Raw genomic sequence first — 16,442 nt, forward strand, 5'->3', positions numbered from 1 at the left:
ATGGCACTGCTGTCATTGCATGCGGTGAGCAAGTCGTACGGCGCGCTGCGGGTCACCGACGACATCTCGCTCGAAGTGGCCGAGGGCGAGACGCTCGGCATCCTCGGGCCCAACGGGGCAGGAAAGACCACGCTGTTCAACCTGATCTCGGGCGACGCGCGCGTCGATGCGGGGCGCGTGGAGTACGCGGGGCGCGACGTGACGCGGCTGCGGCCGCACCAGCGCTGCCATGCCGGCATCGGGCGCAGCTACCAGGTGCCGCAGCCCTTCGGAAACATGAGCGTGTTCGAGAACCTGGTGACCGCGGCCTGCTTCGGCGGGCAGCAGACCGAGCGCGAGGCGTGGCGGACGGCGCACGAGGTGCTCGCGCAGACGGGGCTGATGCCGCATGCGAACAAGCCGGCGGGCGGGCTCACGCTGCTCGATCGCAAGCGGCTGGAACTCGCGCGCGCGCTCGCGACGAAGCCGCGCCTGCTGCTGCTCGACGAGATCGCGGGCGGGCTCACGGAGCCCGAGGCCGCGGTGCTGGTGGCGGAGCTCCAGCGCATCAAGGCGCGCGGCGTGACCATGATCTGGATCGAGCACGTGGTGCATGCGCTGCTGTCGCTCGCCGACCGGCTGTTCGTCATCAACTTCGGGCAGAAGCTGGCGGAAGGCGCGCCGCTGGAGGTGATGAACGATTCCGACGTGCGTCGGGTGTACATGGGGATGGAAGCATGAACGCTCTGCTCGGAACCCGCGGCCTCCAGGCCTTCTACGGCGACGCCCAGGCCCTGTTCGGCATCGACTTCTCCCTGGCCGCCGGCGAGCTCGTCGCCATCATCGGCGCCAACGGCGCGGGCAAATCCACTTTCCTCAAGAGCCTTGCCGGCCTGGTACGTACGCCGCGCGACGCCATTCGATTCAAGGGCGAACCCATCGGCGGGCTTCCTCCCGGCGAGATCGTGCGGCGCGGCGTGGCCATGGTGCCCGAGGGCCGCCGCCTCTTTCCGAGCCTGAGCGTCGAGGAGAACCTGCTCATGGGCGCCACCGCGGCCCGCAAAGGCCCGTGGAGCCTGCAGCGCCTGTACGCCCTGTTCCCCATCCTCGCCGAGAAGCGCCACGCGCCCGGCACTTCGCTGTCCGGTGGCCAGCAGCAGATGGTCGCGCTCGGCCGCGCGCTCATGAGCAATCCGGAAGTGCTGCTGTGCGACGAACTCTCGCTCGGCCTCGCGCCGATCGTCATCCGCGAGATCTATGCGGCCATGCCCACCATCACGGGCGAGGGCATGACCGTCGTCATCGTCGAGCAGGACGTGACGATGGCGCGGCAGGTCTCGCAGCGCATCTACTGCTTCCAGGAAGGCCGCGTGTCGCTCGAAGGAAAGTCGGGCGATCTCACGCGCGAACAGATCTCGCAGGCCTACTTCGGCATCGAGGCCGCCCATGCTTGAAACGGTCATCCAGGGCGTGCTGCTCGGCGGCCTCTACACGCTGTTCGCGCTCGGCCAGTCGCTGATGTTCGGCGTCATGCGGCTCACCAACACGGCCCAGGGCGACTTCATCATCCTCGGCGCCTTCGCCGTCATCGCGGGCGTGTCGGCGGCGGGCGACGCCGCGCCGGGGCTTGTTGCCATGGTCGCGCTCGCGGTGCTGCCGGTGGCCTTCGCGTTCGGCTACGCGCTGCAGCGCTGCGTGCTCAACGGCACGCTCGGCAAGGACCCGCTGCCTTCGCTCGTCGTCACCTTCGGCTTGTCGGTCGTCATCCAGAACCTGCTGCTCGAACTGTTCTCGGCCGACCCGCGCGCCATCGAGACCGGCGGGCTCAGCACGCAGGGCGTGGCGCTGGGCGACACGCTTTCGCTCGGTGTGCTGCCGCTTGTCGTGCTCGCCGTCGCGCTGGTTGCAACGGCCGCGCTGCAATGGCTCTTCGCGCGCACGGCGCTGGGCCGCTCGTTCCGCGCGGTGTCCGACGACCGCGAGATCGCCGAACTCATGGGCCTGGACGCGAAGAAGGTCTATGCCTTCGCGACCGCCATCGCCTTCGTGCTGATCGCCATCGCCGGTGCGCTGCAGGGCATGCGCACCACGGTGTCGCCGTCGGACGGCCCGATGCTGCTGCTGTTCGCCTTCGAGGCCGTGATCATCGGCGGCATGGGCTCGTTCTGGGGCACGCTGGCCGGCGCGATGATCCTGGGCATCACGCAGCAGGTCGGTTTCCGGCTCGATCCGGGCTGGGGCATCTGGTTCGGCCACATCGTGTTCCTGGTCGTTCTGGTGCTGCGGCCACAGGGCCTCTTTCCGAAGACACGTGGATGAAGCGGATGACGAACATGCCCCCACCCCTCATCGCCGTCGAGCGTGCCACCGCCGCGAGCCGCGTCGCGCTTGCCGCCGGCATCGCAGTCGTGCTGATCGCCGCCAGCCTGCCCTTCTGGGGCGAGCCGAGCTGGATGCGCGAGTTCGTCGAGATCGCCTGCTACTTCATCTTCGCGATGATGTGGAACCTGCTCGCCGGCTACGGCGGCATGGTGAGCATCGGGCAGCAGGCCTTCTTCGGCTTCGGCGGCTACGTGATGCTGATGCTCGGCGACTTCGCGGACATCAACCCCTTCGTGGCGGTGCCGCTGGGCGCGCTGGCGGCGGGGCTCATCGCCGCGCCCGTATCTTTTGTCGCGTTCCGGCTGTCGGGCGGCTACTTCGCCATCGGCACCTGGGTGATCGCCGAGGTGTTCCGCCTCAGCTTCGCCAACGTGTCGGCGGTGGGCGGCGGCTCGGGCACCACGCTCACGGCGCTGCGCGGCATCGAGCGCGCCACGCGCGAAAGAACCACCTACTGGATGGCACTGGCCTGCGTGGTCGCGGCCGTTGCGCTGGTCTACCTGTTCCTGCGCAGCAAGCACGGGCTCGCGCTGCTGGCCATCCGCGACAACGAGGTGGCCGCGGAGTCGCAGGGCATTCCGGTGGCGCGCATGAAGCTCGCGGTGTATGTGGTGGCGGCCTTCGGTGCAGGGCTCGCGGGCGCGCTCTACTTTGTCGGCAACCTGCGCATCAGCCCCGACGCAGCCTTCAGCGTCAACTGGACGGCGTTCGCCATCTTCATGGTGGTGATCGGCGGCATCGGCCGCATCGAGGGGCCGCTGGTGGGCGCGCTCGTCTTCTGGGCGTTGAACAAGTTCCTCAGCGACTACGGCACCTGGTACCTGCTCGGGCTCGGGCTGCTGGCCATTGGTGTCACGCTCTTCTTCAAGCAGGGGCTGTGGGGCTGGGCGCAGCAGCGCTGGGCCTGGTCCCTGTTCCCGACTCAGCGGCGGCTCTTGCCGCCCGCGCTTTCTTCTTCTTCTTCCGACCTGGAGCGGGGCTTCCATGCGAAACATCGATGAACACACCATCACCGCCGCCGTGCTCGAACGCATGGCCGGCTGCGAGGACGCGCGCCTGAAGGAAGTGATGTCGGCGCTCGTGCGCCATCTGCACGACTTCGCGCGCGAGGTGAAGCTGACCGAAGCCGAATGGAGCGCCGGCATCGAGTTCCTGACCGCGACCGGCCAGAAGTGCGATGCGCAGCGCCAGGAGTTCATCCTGCTGTCGGACACGCTGGGCCTGTCGATGCTGACCGTGGCGATGAACCACGCGAAGAGCCCGCAGGCCACCGAGGCCACCGTGTTCGGCCCCTTCCACGTGGCGGGCGCGCCGCAGCTGCCGCTGGGCAGCGACATCTCGGGCGGCGCGGCGGGGGAGCCGCTGTTCGTGCAGGCCAGCGTGCGCGGCCGCGGCGGCGAGCCGGTCGCCGACGCGGTGGTCGATGTCTGGGAGGCCGACACCGAAGGCTTCTACGACGTGCAGCGGCCCGTCGCGCAGCCGCAGGGGCGGGCGGTGCTGCGCACCAACGCCGAGGGCCGGCTGTGGTTTCGCGGCGTGGCGCCGGTGGCTTATCCGATCCCGACCGACGGCCCCGTGGGCGCGATGCTGCGCGCGACCCGGCGCCATCCATGGCGCCCCGCACACGTGCACTTCATGATCCAGGCGCCGGGCTACGAGACGCTGATCACGCACGTCTTCCGCGAGGGCGATCCCTACCTCGACAGCGACGCGGTGTTCGGCGTGCGCAGTTCGCTGATCGGCGACTTCGTGCCCCATCCCGCGGGCCGTGCGCCCGACGGCAGCCTGCAGGAGGGACCGTTCCACACGCTGGAGTTCGCGTTCGTGCTCGAGCCCGCCGGAAGAGGCTGAGCGGCTGCGGGTGGCTGTCGAGTTTGACTGCCAGGCCAAACACGAAGTCCTTCGAGATCACCCACTTGCGCGCGAGTCGATCATTGGCGTTGGCAGCGGCGTTTCACCTGGAGTGGAATTTCTCGGGGTTTGCGTCACTAATTTTGGAATTGAGCGGCTAATTTGCGGACTCGGCACCAGCGTCACAGGTCGTTGTGGTGATGCGATGCCCAACAAGAGGATTGCAATCGGCCAAGAGTCGGCCGTTCATCACAAATTCTCTGTTTCGCTGTCAACAAGCTTGGCGACGTGCGACCTCATGGTTAAAGTGAGCCGGACGCAAGACATCCATATTGCTGTGCGTGGGGCAGAGGTTCACGCGGCCTTTGTCATTACATATTTTCCGGCCCAAGGAGAGCCGACCGATGAAACAACAAATTGAACGATTTTCCCCTCACCAGAATGCCAAGGTCTTCGGCGTCCTGATGGCTGTGAGTTCGCTGATCATCATGCTGCCGTTCTCGCTCCTGCTCTTCGCCGCGGCTCCCACACAAGCTAGACCACCAGCCTTTTTTCTTCTGCTTGCACCGCTGATGTACTTAGTTATGGGCTACGTCATGGTCGCGGTGGGATGTGCAATCTACAACTTCATGTTCAAGTACATCGGCGGCATCGAGTTTCAAGCCAAGACCGACGGCGCTTGAGCGCCGTCGGCTACGCAGTCGGCCAAGACCGGCTCGGACAGCAATCGGCCAGAAGCTGCCGCTCGACCGCGCGGTCCAGTTGGCTAGGAAGCAGACAGTCGGTGCGCTTGCAGATCATGCATTTCACTGAAATAAGACATGCCCGATCGTGACGATGCATGGCCCTTCGAGGACGCGCCGAGCCGCGTGAATTCTGGCCGCAAAGCTCTGCCCGACGCGTGTCACTGCGGCCGGTAGAGGTCAACATGACATGCCTGTCCGCTTACGAGATTCGTCGTCGATGCTTCATGGCGGGGACGGGGGAGCTTTTTTTGCTAGAACCAGCGTTGCTGATTCAGCGCGTGCCAAAAACCAGCGGCGGCCTAGTTTGCAGTTTTGCTGTTCTTAAAGATGAAATTCAACCCTGTTAGAACCCGTGAAGTGACTCCAGGCGCTGTGGCGCGAGCACTGCGAACCGAGTACGCATTTGGACGACCGATGGGAAATGTTGCGGCATGCGAGCTTAGTGAGTGCATTCGTGCATGGATGGTAGGTTTTCATTCTGAAGTCGCATCTATAGTTCGTCGGAGCAATGAATGGCTGGATCGTGCGATCAAAGAAGATGAAAAGTTCGGAGTAAATCCTGATCTTCATCGTGTGACCCTCTATCAGGCCAGGGCACTGGGGGAGTGGATGGAGACCGGAAGCAATGAGGAGCTCATGTGGAATCGAGCTCACGTCCATGAAGAATCAGCTTGGCGCTACGTGCCAAGCCCCTGGTCGAACAAGGAAATTCTGCAGAACGGCTTGGATGATTTCATGGCGTTTGCTTGCCAGAGCGGGAAGCAAAGCGACACGATCGAGGCAGCGATTGCCACATATGAGCGCAGGACAGGAAGAAACGAGATTTCACTTAAGAAGTCCCTCAAGCCTCGTGATTTTGGATATGCCAGATGCTTGCACCTCGCGCGGCGGCAGTTTGATCCAGGCGACCTGTTCGAGGCCGGTCGGAAGATGCTGCAAGCCCATCTTGAAGAGAAGTGGCTTGGCGGAGGGCAATTCATCAGGGCGGCGACTTGGTTGATGATCGTCTACTGTGACGATTCAAGTCTAAGTCCGCTTCGGAAAATCCTTTGCGCCTATGACAACATGCCCAGCGTGCACCGTCCTGATTGGTTGGCATAGCGATTATGCGGACTACTACCTGCGCCAAGTGGAGAACAGCGGCTTTTCACAGTTCATTTACAACTAACAGCGGACGACACCTGTCACGCCGCTTCTGCGTGAAGATCTGGGCTCGATTGGTGCGTATCCCTGCGCCATTCACAAACGACCGCTATTGAGCAAACGAGAGGGCTGCTTAGGTCCCGATGCCGCGGCACAATGATCAGGATCAGAAGGCCGAACTCGGCCAGGAGCTGTCCCCGGGCAATCCCGCCTAAACGCATAAATCAGAGGATCAATTGAGCTTTGAACGGCATTGGGAGCGAAGCAGCCTGTGGGCTGAAGTAAAGGCGTCATTCGAGGTCGCCGCCTTCGGTTTCGACGGTGAGTTGATCGGGACCGGGACGCGGCGACTCGATCAGCTATCGCCACGGTGGCTGTCTGCCTGCGACGTAATGCTCCGGGAAAATGGGGACGTCTTCCGTAGGTCGCTAGGGACACAACTCAGTCACATAGAGATCCAACTGACATCTGCTGATGGCACGGCACTCGGCATGTTCTTTGTGAACGGCACGCTCGCTTTGTCGACCGCGTACTTCCGTGGGGAAAGCGCGTCTACAGAGTCCTCCGTCATGAGCCTGTTCGTCGACTCTTTGCGCAATATTCCCAGAGTGCAGGAAGCGGCGGAATCGCCGCTTCCCTTTGAGGCCTTGCTGTCCGTCAAAACTCGACCGCTTGCCGCGCTTGTCTTCTGGGCGCCGAGTGATGTGGACGAAGGTGACCATGAACTTGTGCGGGAGCTTTCGACGCATTTTGCTGGTGCGTATCTCTGCCGGACGACCAATTCTTCGGGCGCGAAGAAGTCATAGAGCACCGTTCGCGAGTCCACTTGGGAACGTCGCGAACGGTCGCTCGGGCCCTTTGCTCCGACCGTGCGCGGGGCTCCAGTCGGCCAATAGCAGCCTCTCGCCGTCATCAACCAAACTGAGAGTTTTATGCCTTCTTCGCCGCCAGCAGCGAACACATGCCCTCGATGTCACAGCGATGCGCAAGTCAAGGCGAAGCTTGTTCTCATCGGAAGAGCTAGTCCACGCCTGCTGTTTCCCGATGAGGAGCGAGCCGGCTATAGGCGGCGTGACCAGTTGGCCATCGACGAGTGCAGCACCGAGAACCTGCAGAAGGCGCCCTTGCAGCAGTTCGTGCCTGGGTTCTACTGCCATGCCTGCGGTGTCGGCTTTGTTGCCAACAGCATATTGAAGTGAGGCAAAGGCAGTCATGAGCTGCACGATTCGGCCGACTACAGTCGGCCATAACGAGACTTTCCCGATGACCATTCAACTGCCAGACGTCTACCGAGTCGTCATCGACACAAATGGATTGTTCGAGGGCTTTGCCGGGACGGCTGACGATGAACAGTACGTCATCCTCTGGGGCGAAGACGAGGTAGCTACCGCCAACGCCGAGATGGAAGTCGACGTGTACGCTCCGGGCTTCGTGGCGTTCGCCGGGAACGGTGGCGGCGAAATCTATGCCTTCAACGAAGTTGGCGCCGTCTTCATGCTGCCGATGATTGGAATGGAGCCAGGCGCGGCAATCAAATTGGCTGCTGACTTTCTCGAATTTGCGCGGGGTTTTCAGCGGGAACCCGCACCCGGCAAGTGACCGCTTCGGAGCAAAGCGTATTGCCGCAACGGGCCCAAAGCTTCGAGGCTGCGACCGGCTACAGTCGGCCAGAAGCAGCCGGACACCGGCGATGCAGAATCGCGTCACACCTCACACCGTAGAACGATAGGCATCATGGGAAAGATTGTTTCAATTCCAAATTGGGCCGCGCCTGCCCTTCAAGGTCTTGCGTATTGGCTGGGATCGCAACACTCCCTTGGCCTCGCTAGCAACATCAGCGAAGGCGCAATCACTTGGGAGCTGATGCGCCAGTTGTTTACACACCGAATGCCGGAGCGTCATCTGGAAGCAGAAGTCTTTTATCGCCACATTCCTGAGTTCCGATCAGCAGAAGTGCAAGACAGATCTCGCGAGCGCGCCGATCTAATAATTGCTCGCAAGGCTCGCGCAAATCGGGCAACGCCGTACGCTACGGGTGATGTGGAGGCAGTCGTTGAAGTGAAGCACAGCCGCTCACGCAAAGATCTAGTTTGGCAAGACATTGACTACCTGGCCGAACGACGAAAAAAGGATCCGGCAGTGCGTGCGTTCTTGATCTACGCAACCATTAACGAACGTCCGCCTGACTTCACGAATTCGGACGGTGCTGCAATTACTCCTCGCAGCCGCGAAACACCGAAGGGCAACAAGTACCGGGTGCGGCGAGTCTGCCGCGCCAGCAAAATCATTCCCGCCAATAACAAAAGTGCGAGTGGGCACTACGCTGTGCTGATCGAGGTAGCCCCGCCCAAGAGTGCTGCGGAAAATGACGCCTAACCGCCCCAAGCTCATGTGAAAGATCGAGCGTCTGCTATTAGGTCTGAGCTACTTCCGCTTGGGGCCCGCTCATGACAGCGTCGCGACCGGCTACAGGTCGGACAAAGCTCTGCTTTCGTTGAAGTCAAAAAATTAACGCTTGCCCCAATGAACTTCCGAATTTCCTCTTCAAAGCGCAGAACTCTATTCGGTTTCTTCCTTTTAATCACCATTTTGGCACTCGATGCGTGCACTACTCAAATTTCCGCGTTGAAGGCAACTACGGAACATTCAGCAATGTTTCCGAAGGCTCCGTATGTCTATGGTGATGCGGGCACTACCCTACGGGTCGCGACAAGAACGACGCTTTTGCCTGGCACCTACAGACCACTTGGTTCGAACGAGCAGGGGCTTTGGTATGTCGGCGCGGAAAGCAACGTGCGCGTCTTCTATACCGAGAAGAAGAGAAGTGATGGGAAAAGGCTCCTTGCAAGCTATACAGGGGGCATTCTTGTACCTCCTAAGCTCGATAGCCTTCCCGCCGTTTTTATCATTCCTTCCACCGAGAGACTGGCGCTTGTTTCAGATTCGGCGGAAATCGAGGCCATGGAGTCTGGGAACATAACTGAGGGTCAGATGCATGCAGAGGCTGCTACCAACGTGGGGGTAAATCCTATTGGAGCGACCGTGGGTGGCATCATTGCGGACGGCCTCCTCGCTTACGACGCGAAAGGTCTGAGGGTGATTCCTCAGACAGCGGGTGCGCCAGGACTTGTGGCCTGGTTGGAAGGACGCTAGATCATCGGTCAGGTCGCGCGCGGAGGTACTGGCACTTGATGCCGACGAGTCACGGTGATTTGTGCACGTAGGGCGGCTTGGCTTCTAGTCGGCTCCTCCACAGGTGGTTGAAGAAGGTCTGCTTTCGAGCAGCGGCAACGACGCCTTCGGGCCCTTTGCACCGACAGCCCGTCCGGCTACAGTCGGCCACAACCAGACACTGGGGGACACGTTCGTGCGTTCATTGAATGAATTGCTGGAGATCCGAGAGCCAGCAATGGCGCTTGTTGAGCAATGGGCTCGGGAGGCCGAACTCCCCGTTGAGATACTGCCTCCTTCCACAAGCAGCGGCGATGTCCTCGTTGAACTTCAGGTGACCACCCGGTCGGTGCTCGGAGCCGTGGCATACGGGACGGGTGGCATATTGATAGACGGGGGATGGTTACGGATGCTTGGCTCGGGACACCCCAGGTTGACTCGCAACATTGCGGCTTGGAACGCAGAGCGGTCGAACGGGTTTTGTCTTGTGGCAGATGATGCGGTCGGCGGCTTCTTCGCGCTCAATGGCGGCGCTTTCGGTGACGACCAAGGGGTTGTTTACTACCTCGCACCGGACACGCTCAAGTGGGAGAGCCTGGGAATTGGTCATGCTGCTTTCACACAATGGGCGTTTACCAAACGCCTCCACACCTTTTACGATCAGATGCGCTGGGTCGGATGGGAGCGTGAGGTGAGCAACCTACCTGGGGACCAGTGCTTCAACTTCTACCCTTTCCTCCATACGGAGCAGGGCTCGACGCAGAGTAGCTCACGGCGTCCAGTCCCGATCTCCGAGCAATACGCACTCAACACCGAATAAATTGTCGCGACCGGCTACAGTCGGCCAGCACCGGTCTTTCGCCCGACGGGCACAACTCAGCCAGAACCGGACGCTCAACTCATTGACTCACCAGCCTATGAATGATGACCTGATAGAACAACTGGTCCAGTGGCAGCGAAGGCTTAGTGAGGCGCTGCTGCAGCGTTACCCCGAGGTGCAAGGCAATAGATGGCTCCTCGGCGTTCAGATAGCTGAGGATCTCGAAGTTCAGGGTGAGCGTTGGGCAGCCCAGAAGCACGGATCTGGCGTGGTCTTCACCCGGCAAGCTCCAGCGCCCCACTTGGTCGTCGATATGCACACGGCGGTCAGCGACCCGGAGGTAACCGATCCTTGGCGAGTACAGCAATTCGCCGAATCGAAGGGTCAGCCTTTGAGTTATGACGAAGCCGAATCGCTACTTCGCCGATCATCAGTGGGCTGACAGCCCTCGGCCACAAGCAGACCTACTACCGACACATGCACCTCGACGGAAAACTGAATCGCATCAGTCGCGACGGATACGAACGCACTCTCGAAGTCGTCGTCGATGGTTGGGCCGTTTATTGGATTGGGGCCATCGAGTTCGAAGAGAACAATCGAGAAGTTGAGCGTTTCGTGGAGGGAGGTGAATTTTCCTCTCAGATCAAGGTTCAATTTGCCACCGAGATCCGTCCGCAAGTTGCTTCAGTGCGCCACTCGTTTGCGCAACCTATCGCTTCGTCGCCCCACTGCCAGATCGCTACCACCGTTCTCGATAGTCCCGACGCCTACAGCTTCCGTTGTTCAATCTCAGAAGGCGGGCCGGCTATCCTTGTCGAAACGGAAAAGGCTCACTCCTTAAAAATGGGGGAAGTCATCGAGTTTGCCGGTGAACTCGCGCTACTTGAAATCGACGACCGAACGTCTGCTTTGGAGAATGACCGAGGACTGCTTTGGGCCCTAAGCTGTCCTACGGTTTTCTCAGAAGCCGTCGTTCCAGTGACGGGACCTACGCCAGCTTCAGCGCGACTCGATTGGCTTGCTCCAAGGCCAGCGCCTCAGGGTCTTTGTCGCGCCACCTTTGATGCAACTGTGAATACGTGGAATGCCAGTCGCGATTCGGAAGATTGGCCAAGAGGCCAAGGAGCTTCTCCACTTCTGAGATGGCATCGAGCTTGGCCAACTCATGTGACCGGAGAACCTCGATAACCTGCTGCATGCCGTTCGCCGCGCTCTCGGGCGTCGCCATGTTCCATGCTCGCCCGTTGGCTATTCGGGACCCATGCGGGTCCATGTAGCCGTCGACGGGCCCGAAGGGTAACGATGCACAAAGGACGACGCATGTTCTCTTGCTCCCTCCAGAGCCATTGGCATCAACCCACAGTTGCTGAAACACGTCGCTCCGTTGCCGCACGAACTTGCGAGGCGTCACCTTTTGAAAGCCCTCGTTCTTCAAGAATGGCCATAGAGTCGTCGTTATCGCGTGGGTGAGTGCGTCTGCCATTTCAGATTTTTTGGTCAGGCTTCAAGGAACTGCAGAAGTCCGCTGTTGACCGACTGTAGCCTCTACGATCGAGATAGCCGCCAACGGTCTTCTGGCCGCTACCGGCGACAGAAAACAACGCCTCGTCCTGTCTGGCATCCCTTACTCGTCATTTGTCGCTGCTCCTTCCTGCCAACCACATAGCAGCTGTGGCAATACAGGTAACGCCAAGGACGGCGAAAAGGAGGTTGCGAAGCTCAGAAGAGCTAACAGGAAAATGGAGCACCCCGTGGACTGCCCAGCGTATCAAAGGCATGGCAACCAGCGCGCTCAAGGAAAACCCAACGCCAATCATGAAAAGGAAGGTCAGGAACAAAGTACCCAACCTTCTAAGGCCTGATTTACTTGGTTCAATCATCCACAATCTCTAGTTCGGATCTGCTTGGTGGGCTGGCGATTCAGAAGGCGGCTTTTGGCCGCCTGTCGAACTTGCGGAGCAGGACGGTCGAGCAGCTTGCCAGCATCACCGGTAGAGATTCGCCTCAACTGAGGAGGGTCAGCCGCGATCGAACGCAACTCGCTAGGACGACCTCACGGGCCCAAAGATTTGGCCGCCGACGAGGGGACCCCAAGCATAGGCATATTGGTCCGCGGCTGCCTCAACTTCCTTGGAGTTCGCCTTGCTCCACATACGGGTGTACCAATCCACGTGGTGCCCGACCTCGTGGCATAGCAGGTGCTCAAGATAGAAGCGACGCAGTCCTGCCATTTCGAAAGAAATCGACCAAGAGTCCCGCATTGGCCGCAGCACACCTCCGTATCGAATGAAGTGTGCAACGTCGCCTCGTGGGGGCTGTCGTTTTCCCAAGGGTAAGACGCCATCTGCAGGCCAAGCGTACAGAACAACTACGCGCACGCCACTGCCACAAATGAACTCCGCGAGCGATTCATCTGGCCCTCCATGGCGACGCGCACGCTTCCGCAGCCAGATATGAGTGATGCCCTCGCGGTGCTGTGCCGGCAGACGCTCCAGCGCCGCTGCTACTTCTTCTACGCTGACTGGAAACACATAGTCGCGCGAAGGATTGTCCTGCAAGAGCACGGGCAGGCGTTGCCCGTCGACAGGGCGTTGCAGCGAGTGCGCGCGAGCAAAGATGTTGTCAGTCAACCTCCGGCGAGTTCGGCCGCCGTACAGGTCGTCATAGGTTCGACTCTTCTTCCAAGGAGTTGTGGAACGCCGCGTCATGTGGCCTATCGCCTGAGTTCAAGTGGCCGAATTCTGCCGCAACTGCGAAAGTCCGGTCTTGGCCGACTGTAGCCTCACGCCGGGCCGGAGCAAAGGGCCCAAAGCCGTCGCCCACGCGATGTTCCTCACACCCGCGCGGAGTACAGGCCAGAGCGCTGCAGGAAGCGCCAACGAAACCGTACTTGCGCCCGACCGCCCGGAGCCCAGACGTGCTCCGGCCTACTTGGGCTGTGCGGCCTGGGGAGTGTTCCGAAAGCTGATCGCCATCCGGTTGTAGGTGTTCATCACGCCGATCGCGATGGTGAGGTCCACCAGTTCGCGCTCGTCGAAGACCCTCCTTGCGGCTTGGAAGTCCGCATCGGGCACGCCCGAATCGGCAACGCGCGTCACCGACTCCGCCCAAGCCAGGCCTGCCTGCTCACGAGGATCGAACAGGTCGCCGGCCTCGCGCCAGGCCTGCAGCAGCGCAAGCTTTTCCACGGGCACGCCCTTCTTCAAAAGGTCCCGCGTGTGCATGTCAAGGCAGTATGCGCAGTTGTTGATCTGCGAGACACGCAGGTACACGAGATCGACGAGGACGGGTGAAAGGCTGCTCTGGGCGACGTAGCCGTAGACGGCGCCGAGCGCCTTGATGCCAGCGGGGGCGAATTGGTTGTAGTCGAGACGTTGGCTCATTGCTTCTTCTCCATGGATTCGGATTCGGCTGCAGGGGTGGTCAGCGGAGAGTCCCCGGTGTCCGTCACAAAGACCGCCAGCAGCTTCGCGGGCTTCATCCTGCTGGCATTGCGGCTGACGGTGTGCCGCGCGCCAGGTGGCTCGTAGAAACTCTCGCCGGCGCGCAGGAACTGCTTCGGCCCGTCGTTCACCTGCGACTCGATGGAACCCGAAACCACATAGGCGTAGATGAATGCGGACTTCGCATGCATGTGGGCGGGCGAGGCGGCCCCCGGCGGATAGTCGACCACGACCGCGGTCAGCGACTTGCCGGGAATATTGGGGATGGCCTGTTGAAGCGCGGGGGTGACTTTCTCGCTCTGCTCGTGCGCCGCCGCGGCAGCACACAAGAGGCCGGCCGAGGCTGCTGCAACCAGGCTGGCAGCGAGCCGTGAGTTGTTGTGTTCATGTGGGTTCTCCTTGGTGAAACGGTGAAGGTGCCCCTATAGGGATGGCCTTGCCACCGAATGATGGTTGCTCCGCAGCTCCAAGGGAACTGATGTCTTTTCAGCCACGAAATGCACGCCGTGCACTTCGGCGGCGGCGCTTACTAGCCGAGCGATTCCTCGGCGGCACGGGCCATCTTTGCCACCATGTCGAGCAACCACACGTGCGCGGCCTCGTGCTCGTCGCGGCGATGCCAGACCGTGCGAATGGTGGAAGTTCCGGCCTGATAAGGCGGTTGCCGACGCAGCAGATCGCGGTCCTTCACGAGCGCCACTGCAAGCGAGGCGGGGACGATGGACAGCATGTCAGTGTCACGAAGGAGTTCGGGTATCGCCAGGGAGTGCGGCACTGTGACGCGCGCATGTGGCGCTTCCTGTTCCGCCTGGAGCGCCTCTTCGAGCGCTTGCCGGTCGAACATTTCCGACTGGCGTGCGAGGCCGCGCTCCAGAATGAATCCGCCGACGGCGCCTTCTTCCTGGCCGCCGACGGAAACGGTCACAAGCGGGTACTTGGCCATGTCACGCAGCGTGAGCTTCCGGCGTGACGCGGGATGACCGCGCCGCATCAAAATGGCCTCGCCTTGCGACATCAGCGTGCGCGAGTTCAATCGGTCGGGCACATGCGCGAAGATGCCGATAGCGAGATCGATCCGCCCCAGGTCGATCTGCTCCGCAAGGTCAAGCCGCGTGGAGGGCCGAATCACCAGCTCCACGCGGGGGGCGACGTGCTGAAGCTCGCGCGAGAGCGGTGCAATGATCACCGAGGTCAGATGATCGTTCGCGGCAATGACAAAGCGACGGGACGACTCTGCCGGAGCGAAGGGCTCGACACCGAGGGTTGTCTCGATTCGACGCAGGGCATCGCGCAGAGCCGGGGCCATGGCTGCAGCCCGCCCGGTAGGAACCATTCCCTTGCCCGTTCGCATGAACAATTCGTCGCCGACCAGCTCGCGCAGCCTTCCGAGCGCGTGGCTTACCGCAGATTGGGTGAGATTGAGCCGCTTGCCCGCGAGGACCAGATTGCGCTCCTCGTAGACGGCATCGAACACCTTCAGCAGGTTCAGGTCCATTCGGCCAATGCTCATGCTTGCCCTTCTGCAATGAATGGCGTGCATTATGAGCTTGCAAAAGCAGCAGTTCCCTTCAGTTCGGTCAGCGCCCATGATTGCCCTCAAGTTAACCGCCGGAGCACTGAAGATGACCACCGAGACACCCCTCTGCGCACGCGAGGCGCTCATCGAGCGCTGCATTCCCTTCCTCGAAGAAGTGAAGTACATGACCGCCGGCCCGCTGGTGGAGCGCTGGCTGAACGAGAAGTACGGACCAGAAAGCGAGCTGTATCAGACCCTCTACCGACTCGTGAAGTCGGGCGTCAAGCAGGGTTGGGCGGCGAACGTGGAGATCGACGGCCCCAGCTACCGCCGAAGCCGCGTCGCCGAACCGTCGGACCGCACCTTGCACTTCAGTATCACCGCGGTGTACATGAACAGCACCGGCAACCACCAAGGGCATCCCGACCACCGGTTCCGCGGCCAATACCACGGGCATCCATACGGCGAGTTCAACATGGTCGTGCCCGTCACCCTCGGCGCGGCGCTATGCGGCCCGAGTGGATGGTGCTACGGCGGCTGGACCGCGCCTGCACCCGGCAGCAAGCACTACCCGGAAGCCAAGGGAGGGGCGGTCATCGCGCTGTTCTTCCTTCCTTCGGGGCGGATCTCCTACCACTCTGCACCGCAGGAGTAGACGATGGACAACTCAGTACGTGATTTGGGCCAAAAGGCCATTGCCCAATGCGTCTCGGCCGTCATGCGCTCGCGGCACGCGGTTCGTGCGTTCAAGCCGCAGCCACTCGACCGTAAGCTGGTGGAGGACATCCTGGAGGACGCTGTCACGGCGCCGAGCGGCGCGAACATCCAGCCCTGGCGCGTCTACGTCATCACTGGTACGGTGAAGGATGATCTCGCCGATGCGCTGCTCGCGGCTTCGCGGGCCGGCGCTGTTCCGGCGCCGGCACACTTTCCCGACCCATTGCCGGATGTGTTTCGCGCGAGGCTGCAGGACTTCGGAGCGCGCTACTACGAATCCCTCGGAATCGATCGGACCGATGCTGCCGCGCGGGCGCGCCAGTCCGAGCAGAACCTGTCTTTCTTCGGTGCACCGGTGGGACTCTTGTTCACCATCGATCGCAGGCTGAGGCCGCACAGCTGGATCGACCTCGGCCTGTTCGCCCAGAACGTGATGATCGCGGCGAAGGCCCGCGGCATCGACACCTGTCCGCAGGTCTCCTTTGCACCCTTTCATGACGTGATCGCCACACACCTGCAGATGGAGCTCTGCGAGGTGACAGCCTTCGGCATGTCGATGGGACATGGCGACCCGCATGCCCCGGTAAACCAGATTGTCACGCCACGCGAGCACCTCCGCGACTTCGCGCGGATCGTCGGCTTTCCCGAAGAGCACTCCGCGCGGTGACGCCCGC

At 61.5% G+C, this 16,442-nt stretch carries 19 protein-coding genes; 14 read left to right on the top strand and 5 right to left on the bottom strand.

Going from position 1 to position 16,442, the window contains the following annotated elements; translation table 11 throughout:
* The 12 genes from ACAM54_RS30740 to ACAM54_RS30795 all read left to right on the top strand — a co-directional run bounded on the left by ACAM54_RS30740 (position 1) and on the right by ACAM54_RS30795 (position 10,092).
* Positions 1-720 carry an ABC transporter ATP-binding protein gene (locus tag ACAM54_RS30740; protein WP_369651220.1) on the top strand — a complete coding sequence of 240 codons (720 nt, stop codon included), beginning with the start codon at positions 1-3 and terminating at the stop codon, positions 718-720.
* Positions 717-1,433, top strand: coding sequence for an ABC transporter ATP-binding protein (locus tag ACAM54_RS30745; RefSeq protein WP_369651219.1), 717 nt, complete (start codon positions 717-719; stop codon positions 1,431-1,433). Before ACAM54_RS30740 ends, ACAM54_RS30745 begins: the two co-directional genes overlap by 4 nt.
* Positions 1,426-2,298, top strand: coding sequence for a branched-chain amino acid ABC transporter permease (locus ACAM54_RS30750; RefSeq protein WP_369651218.1), 873 nt, complete (start codon positions 1,426-1,428; stop codon positions 2,296-2,298). Before ACAM54_RS30745 ends, ACAM54_RS30750 begins: the two co-directional genes overlap by 8 nt.
* Positions 2,299-2,303: 5 nt before the next feature.
* Positions 2,304-3,362 (top strand): branched-chain amino acid ABC transporter permease, encoded by a 1,059-nt coding sequence (locus tag ACAM54_RS30755; RefSeq protein ID WP_369651217.1) that lies wholly within the window; start codon positions 2,304-2,306, stop codon positions 3,360-3,362.
* The gene (locus tag ACAM54_RS30760; RefSeq protein ID WP_369651216.1) at positions 3,346-4,212 is read left to right on the top strand and encodes an intradiol ring-cleavage dioxygenase; all 867 of its coding nucleotides are present in this window, start codon (positions 3,346-3,348) and stop codon (positions 4,210-4,212) included. The genes ACAM54_RS30755 and ACAM54_RS30760 overlap by 17 nt, the downstream gene beginning before the upstream one ends.
* A gap of 404 nt (positions 4,213-4,616) precedes the next feature.
* A complete protein-coding gene (locus ACAM54_RS30765; protein ID WP_369651215.1) occupies positions 4,617-4,895 on the top strand; it encodes a hypothetical protein in 279 nt (92 codons plus the stop codon).
* A 390-nt stretch (positions 4,896-5,285) separates the two neighbouring features.
* On the top strand, positions 5,286-6,059 hold the full coding sequence (locus tag ACAM54_RS30770; protein WP_369651214.1) for a hypothetical protein: 774 nt from the start codon (positions 5,286-5,288) through the stop codon (positions 6,057-6,059).
* Positions 6,060-6,670: 611 nt separating this feature from the next.
* A complete protein-coding gene (locus ACAM54_RS30775; protein WP_369651213.1) occupies positions 6,671-6,907 on the top strand; it encodes a hypothetical protein in 237 nt (78 codons plus the stop codon).
* A 457-nt stretch (positions 6,908-7,364) separates the two neighbouring features.
* Complete coding sequence (locus ACAM54_RS30780; protein WP_369651212.1) at positions 7,365-7,700, top strand: SMI1/KNR4 family protein; 336 nt, start codon at positions 7,365-7,367, stop codon at positions 7,698-7,700.
* A gap of 135 nt (positions 7,701-7,835) precedes the next feature.
* Positions 7,836-8,477: a hypothetical protein gene (locus ACAM54_RS30785; protein WP_369651211.1), complete on the top strand. Its 642-nt coding sequence runs from the start codon at positions 7,836-7,838 to the stop codon at positions 8,475-8,477.
* A 147-nt stretch (positions 8,478-8,624) separates the two neighbouring features.
* The gene (locus ACAM54_RS30790) at positions 8,625-9,254 is read left to right on the top strand and encodes a hypothetical protein (RefSeq protein WP_369651210.1); all 630 of its coding nucleotides are present in this window, start codon (positions 8,625-8,627) and stop codon (positions 9,252-9,254) included.
* A gap of 214 nt (positions 9,255-9,468) precedes the next feature.
* Positions 9,469-10,092: a DUF2625 domain-containing protein gene (locus tag ACAM54_RS30795; RefSeq protein ID WP_369651869.1), complete on the top strand. Its 624-nt coding sequence runs from the start codon at positions 9,469-9,471 to the stop codon at positions 10,090-10,092.
* 79 nt (positions 10,093-10,171) lie between these two features.
* Here ACAM54_RS30795 and ACAM54_RS30800 read toward each other — a convergent pair whose 3' ends face one another.
* From ACAM54_RS30800 to ACAM54_RS30820, 5 genes are all read right to left on the bottom strand, one after another.
* On the bottom strand, positions 10,172-10,411 hold the full coding sequence (locus ACAM54_RS30800; RefSeq protein WP_369651209.1) for a hypothetical protein: 240 nt from the start codon (positions 10,409-10,411) through the stop codon (positions 10,172-10,174).
* A 669-nt stretch (positions 10,412-11,080) separates the two neighbouring features.
* Complete coding sequence (locus ACAM54_RS30805) at positions 11,081-11,575, bottom strand: hypothetical protein (RefSeq protein WP_369651208.1); 495 nt, start codon at positions 11,573-11,575, stop codon at positions 11,081-11,083.
* Between the two features lie 1,444 nt (positions 11,576-13,019).
* Positions 13,020-13,475, bottom strand: a complete 456-nt coding sequence (locus ACAM54_RS30810; RefSeq protein WP_369651207.1) for a carboxymuconolactone decarboxylase family protein — start codon at positions 13,473-13,475, stop codon at positions 13,020-13,022.
* Positions 13,472-13,864: a cupin domain-containing protein gene (locus ACAM54_RS30815; protein ID WP_369651206.1), complete on the bottom strand. Its 393-nt coding sequence runs from the start codon at positions 13,862-13,864 to the stop codon at positions 13,472-13,474. Before ACAM54_RS30815 ends, ACAM54_RS30810 begins: the two co-directional genes overlap by 4 nt.
* Positions 13,865-14,064: 200 nt before the next feature.
* A complete protein-coding gene (locus tag ACAM54_RS30820) occupies positions 14,065-15,045 on the bottom strand; it encodes a LysR substrate-binding domain-containing protein (protein WP_369651205.1) in 981 nt (326 codons plus the stop codon).
* 112 nt (positions 15,046-15,157) lie between these two features.
* Here ACAM54_RS30820 and ACAM54_RS30825 point away from each other — a divergent pair, with 112 nt between their 5' ends.
* The gene (locus ACAM54_RS30825) at positions 15,158-15,706 is read left to right on the top strand and encodes a DUF4863 family protein (protein WP_369651204.1); all 549 of its coding nucleotides are present in this window, start codon (positions 15,158-15,160) and stop codon (positions 15,704-15,706) included.
* A gap of 3 nt (positions 15,707-15,709) precedes the next feature.
* Positions 15,710-16,435 carry a nitroreductase gene (locus tag ACAM54_RS30830; protein WP_369651203.1) on the top strand — a complete coding sequence of 242 codons (726 nt, stop codon included), beginning with the start codon at positions 15,710-15,712 and terminating at the stop codon, positions 16,433-16,435.
* Positions 16,436-16,442 lie beyond the last annotated feature (7 nt).

It is taken from the genome of Variovorax sp. V93 (assembly GCF_041154485.1).
GTDB classification, from domain to species: domain Bacteria; phylum Pseudomonadota; class Gammaproteobacteria; order Burkholderiales; family Burkholderiaceae_C; genus Variovorax; species Variovorax beijingensis_A.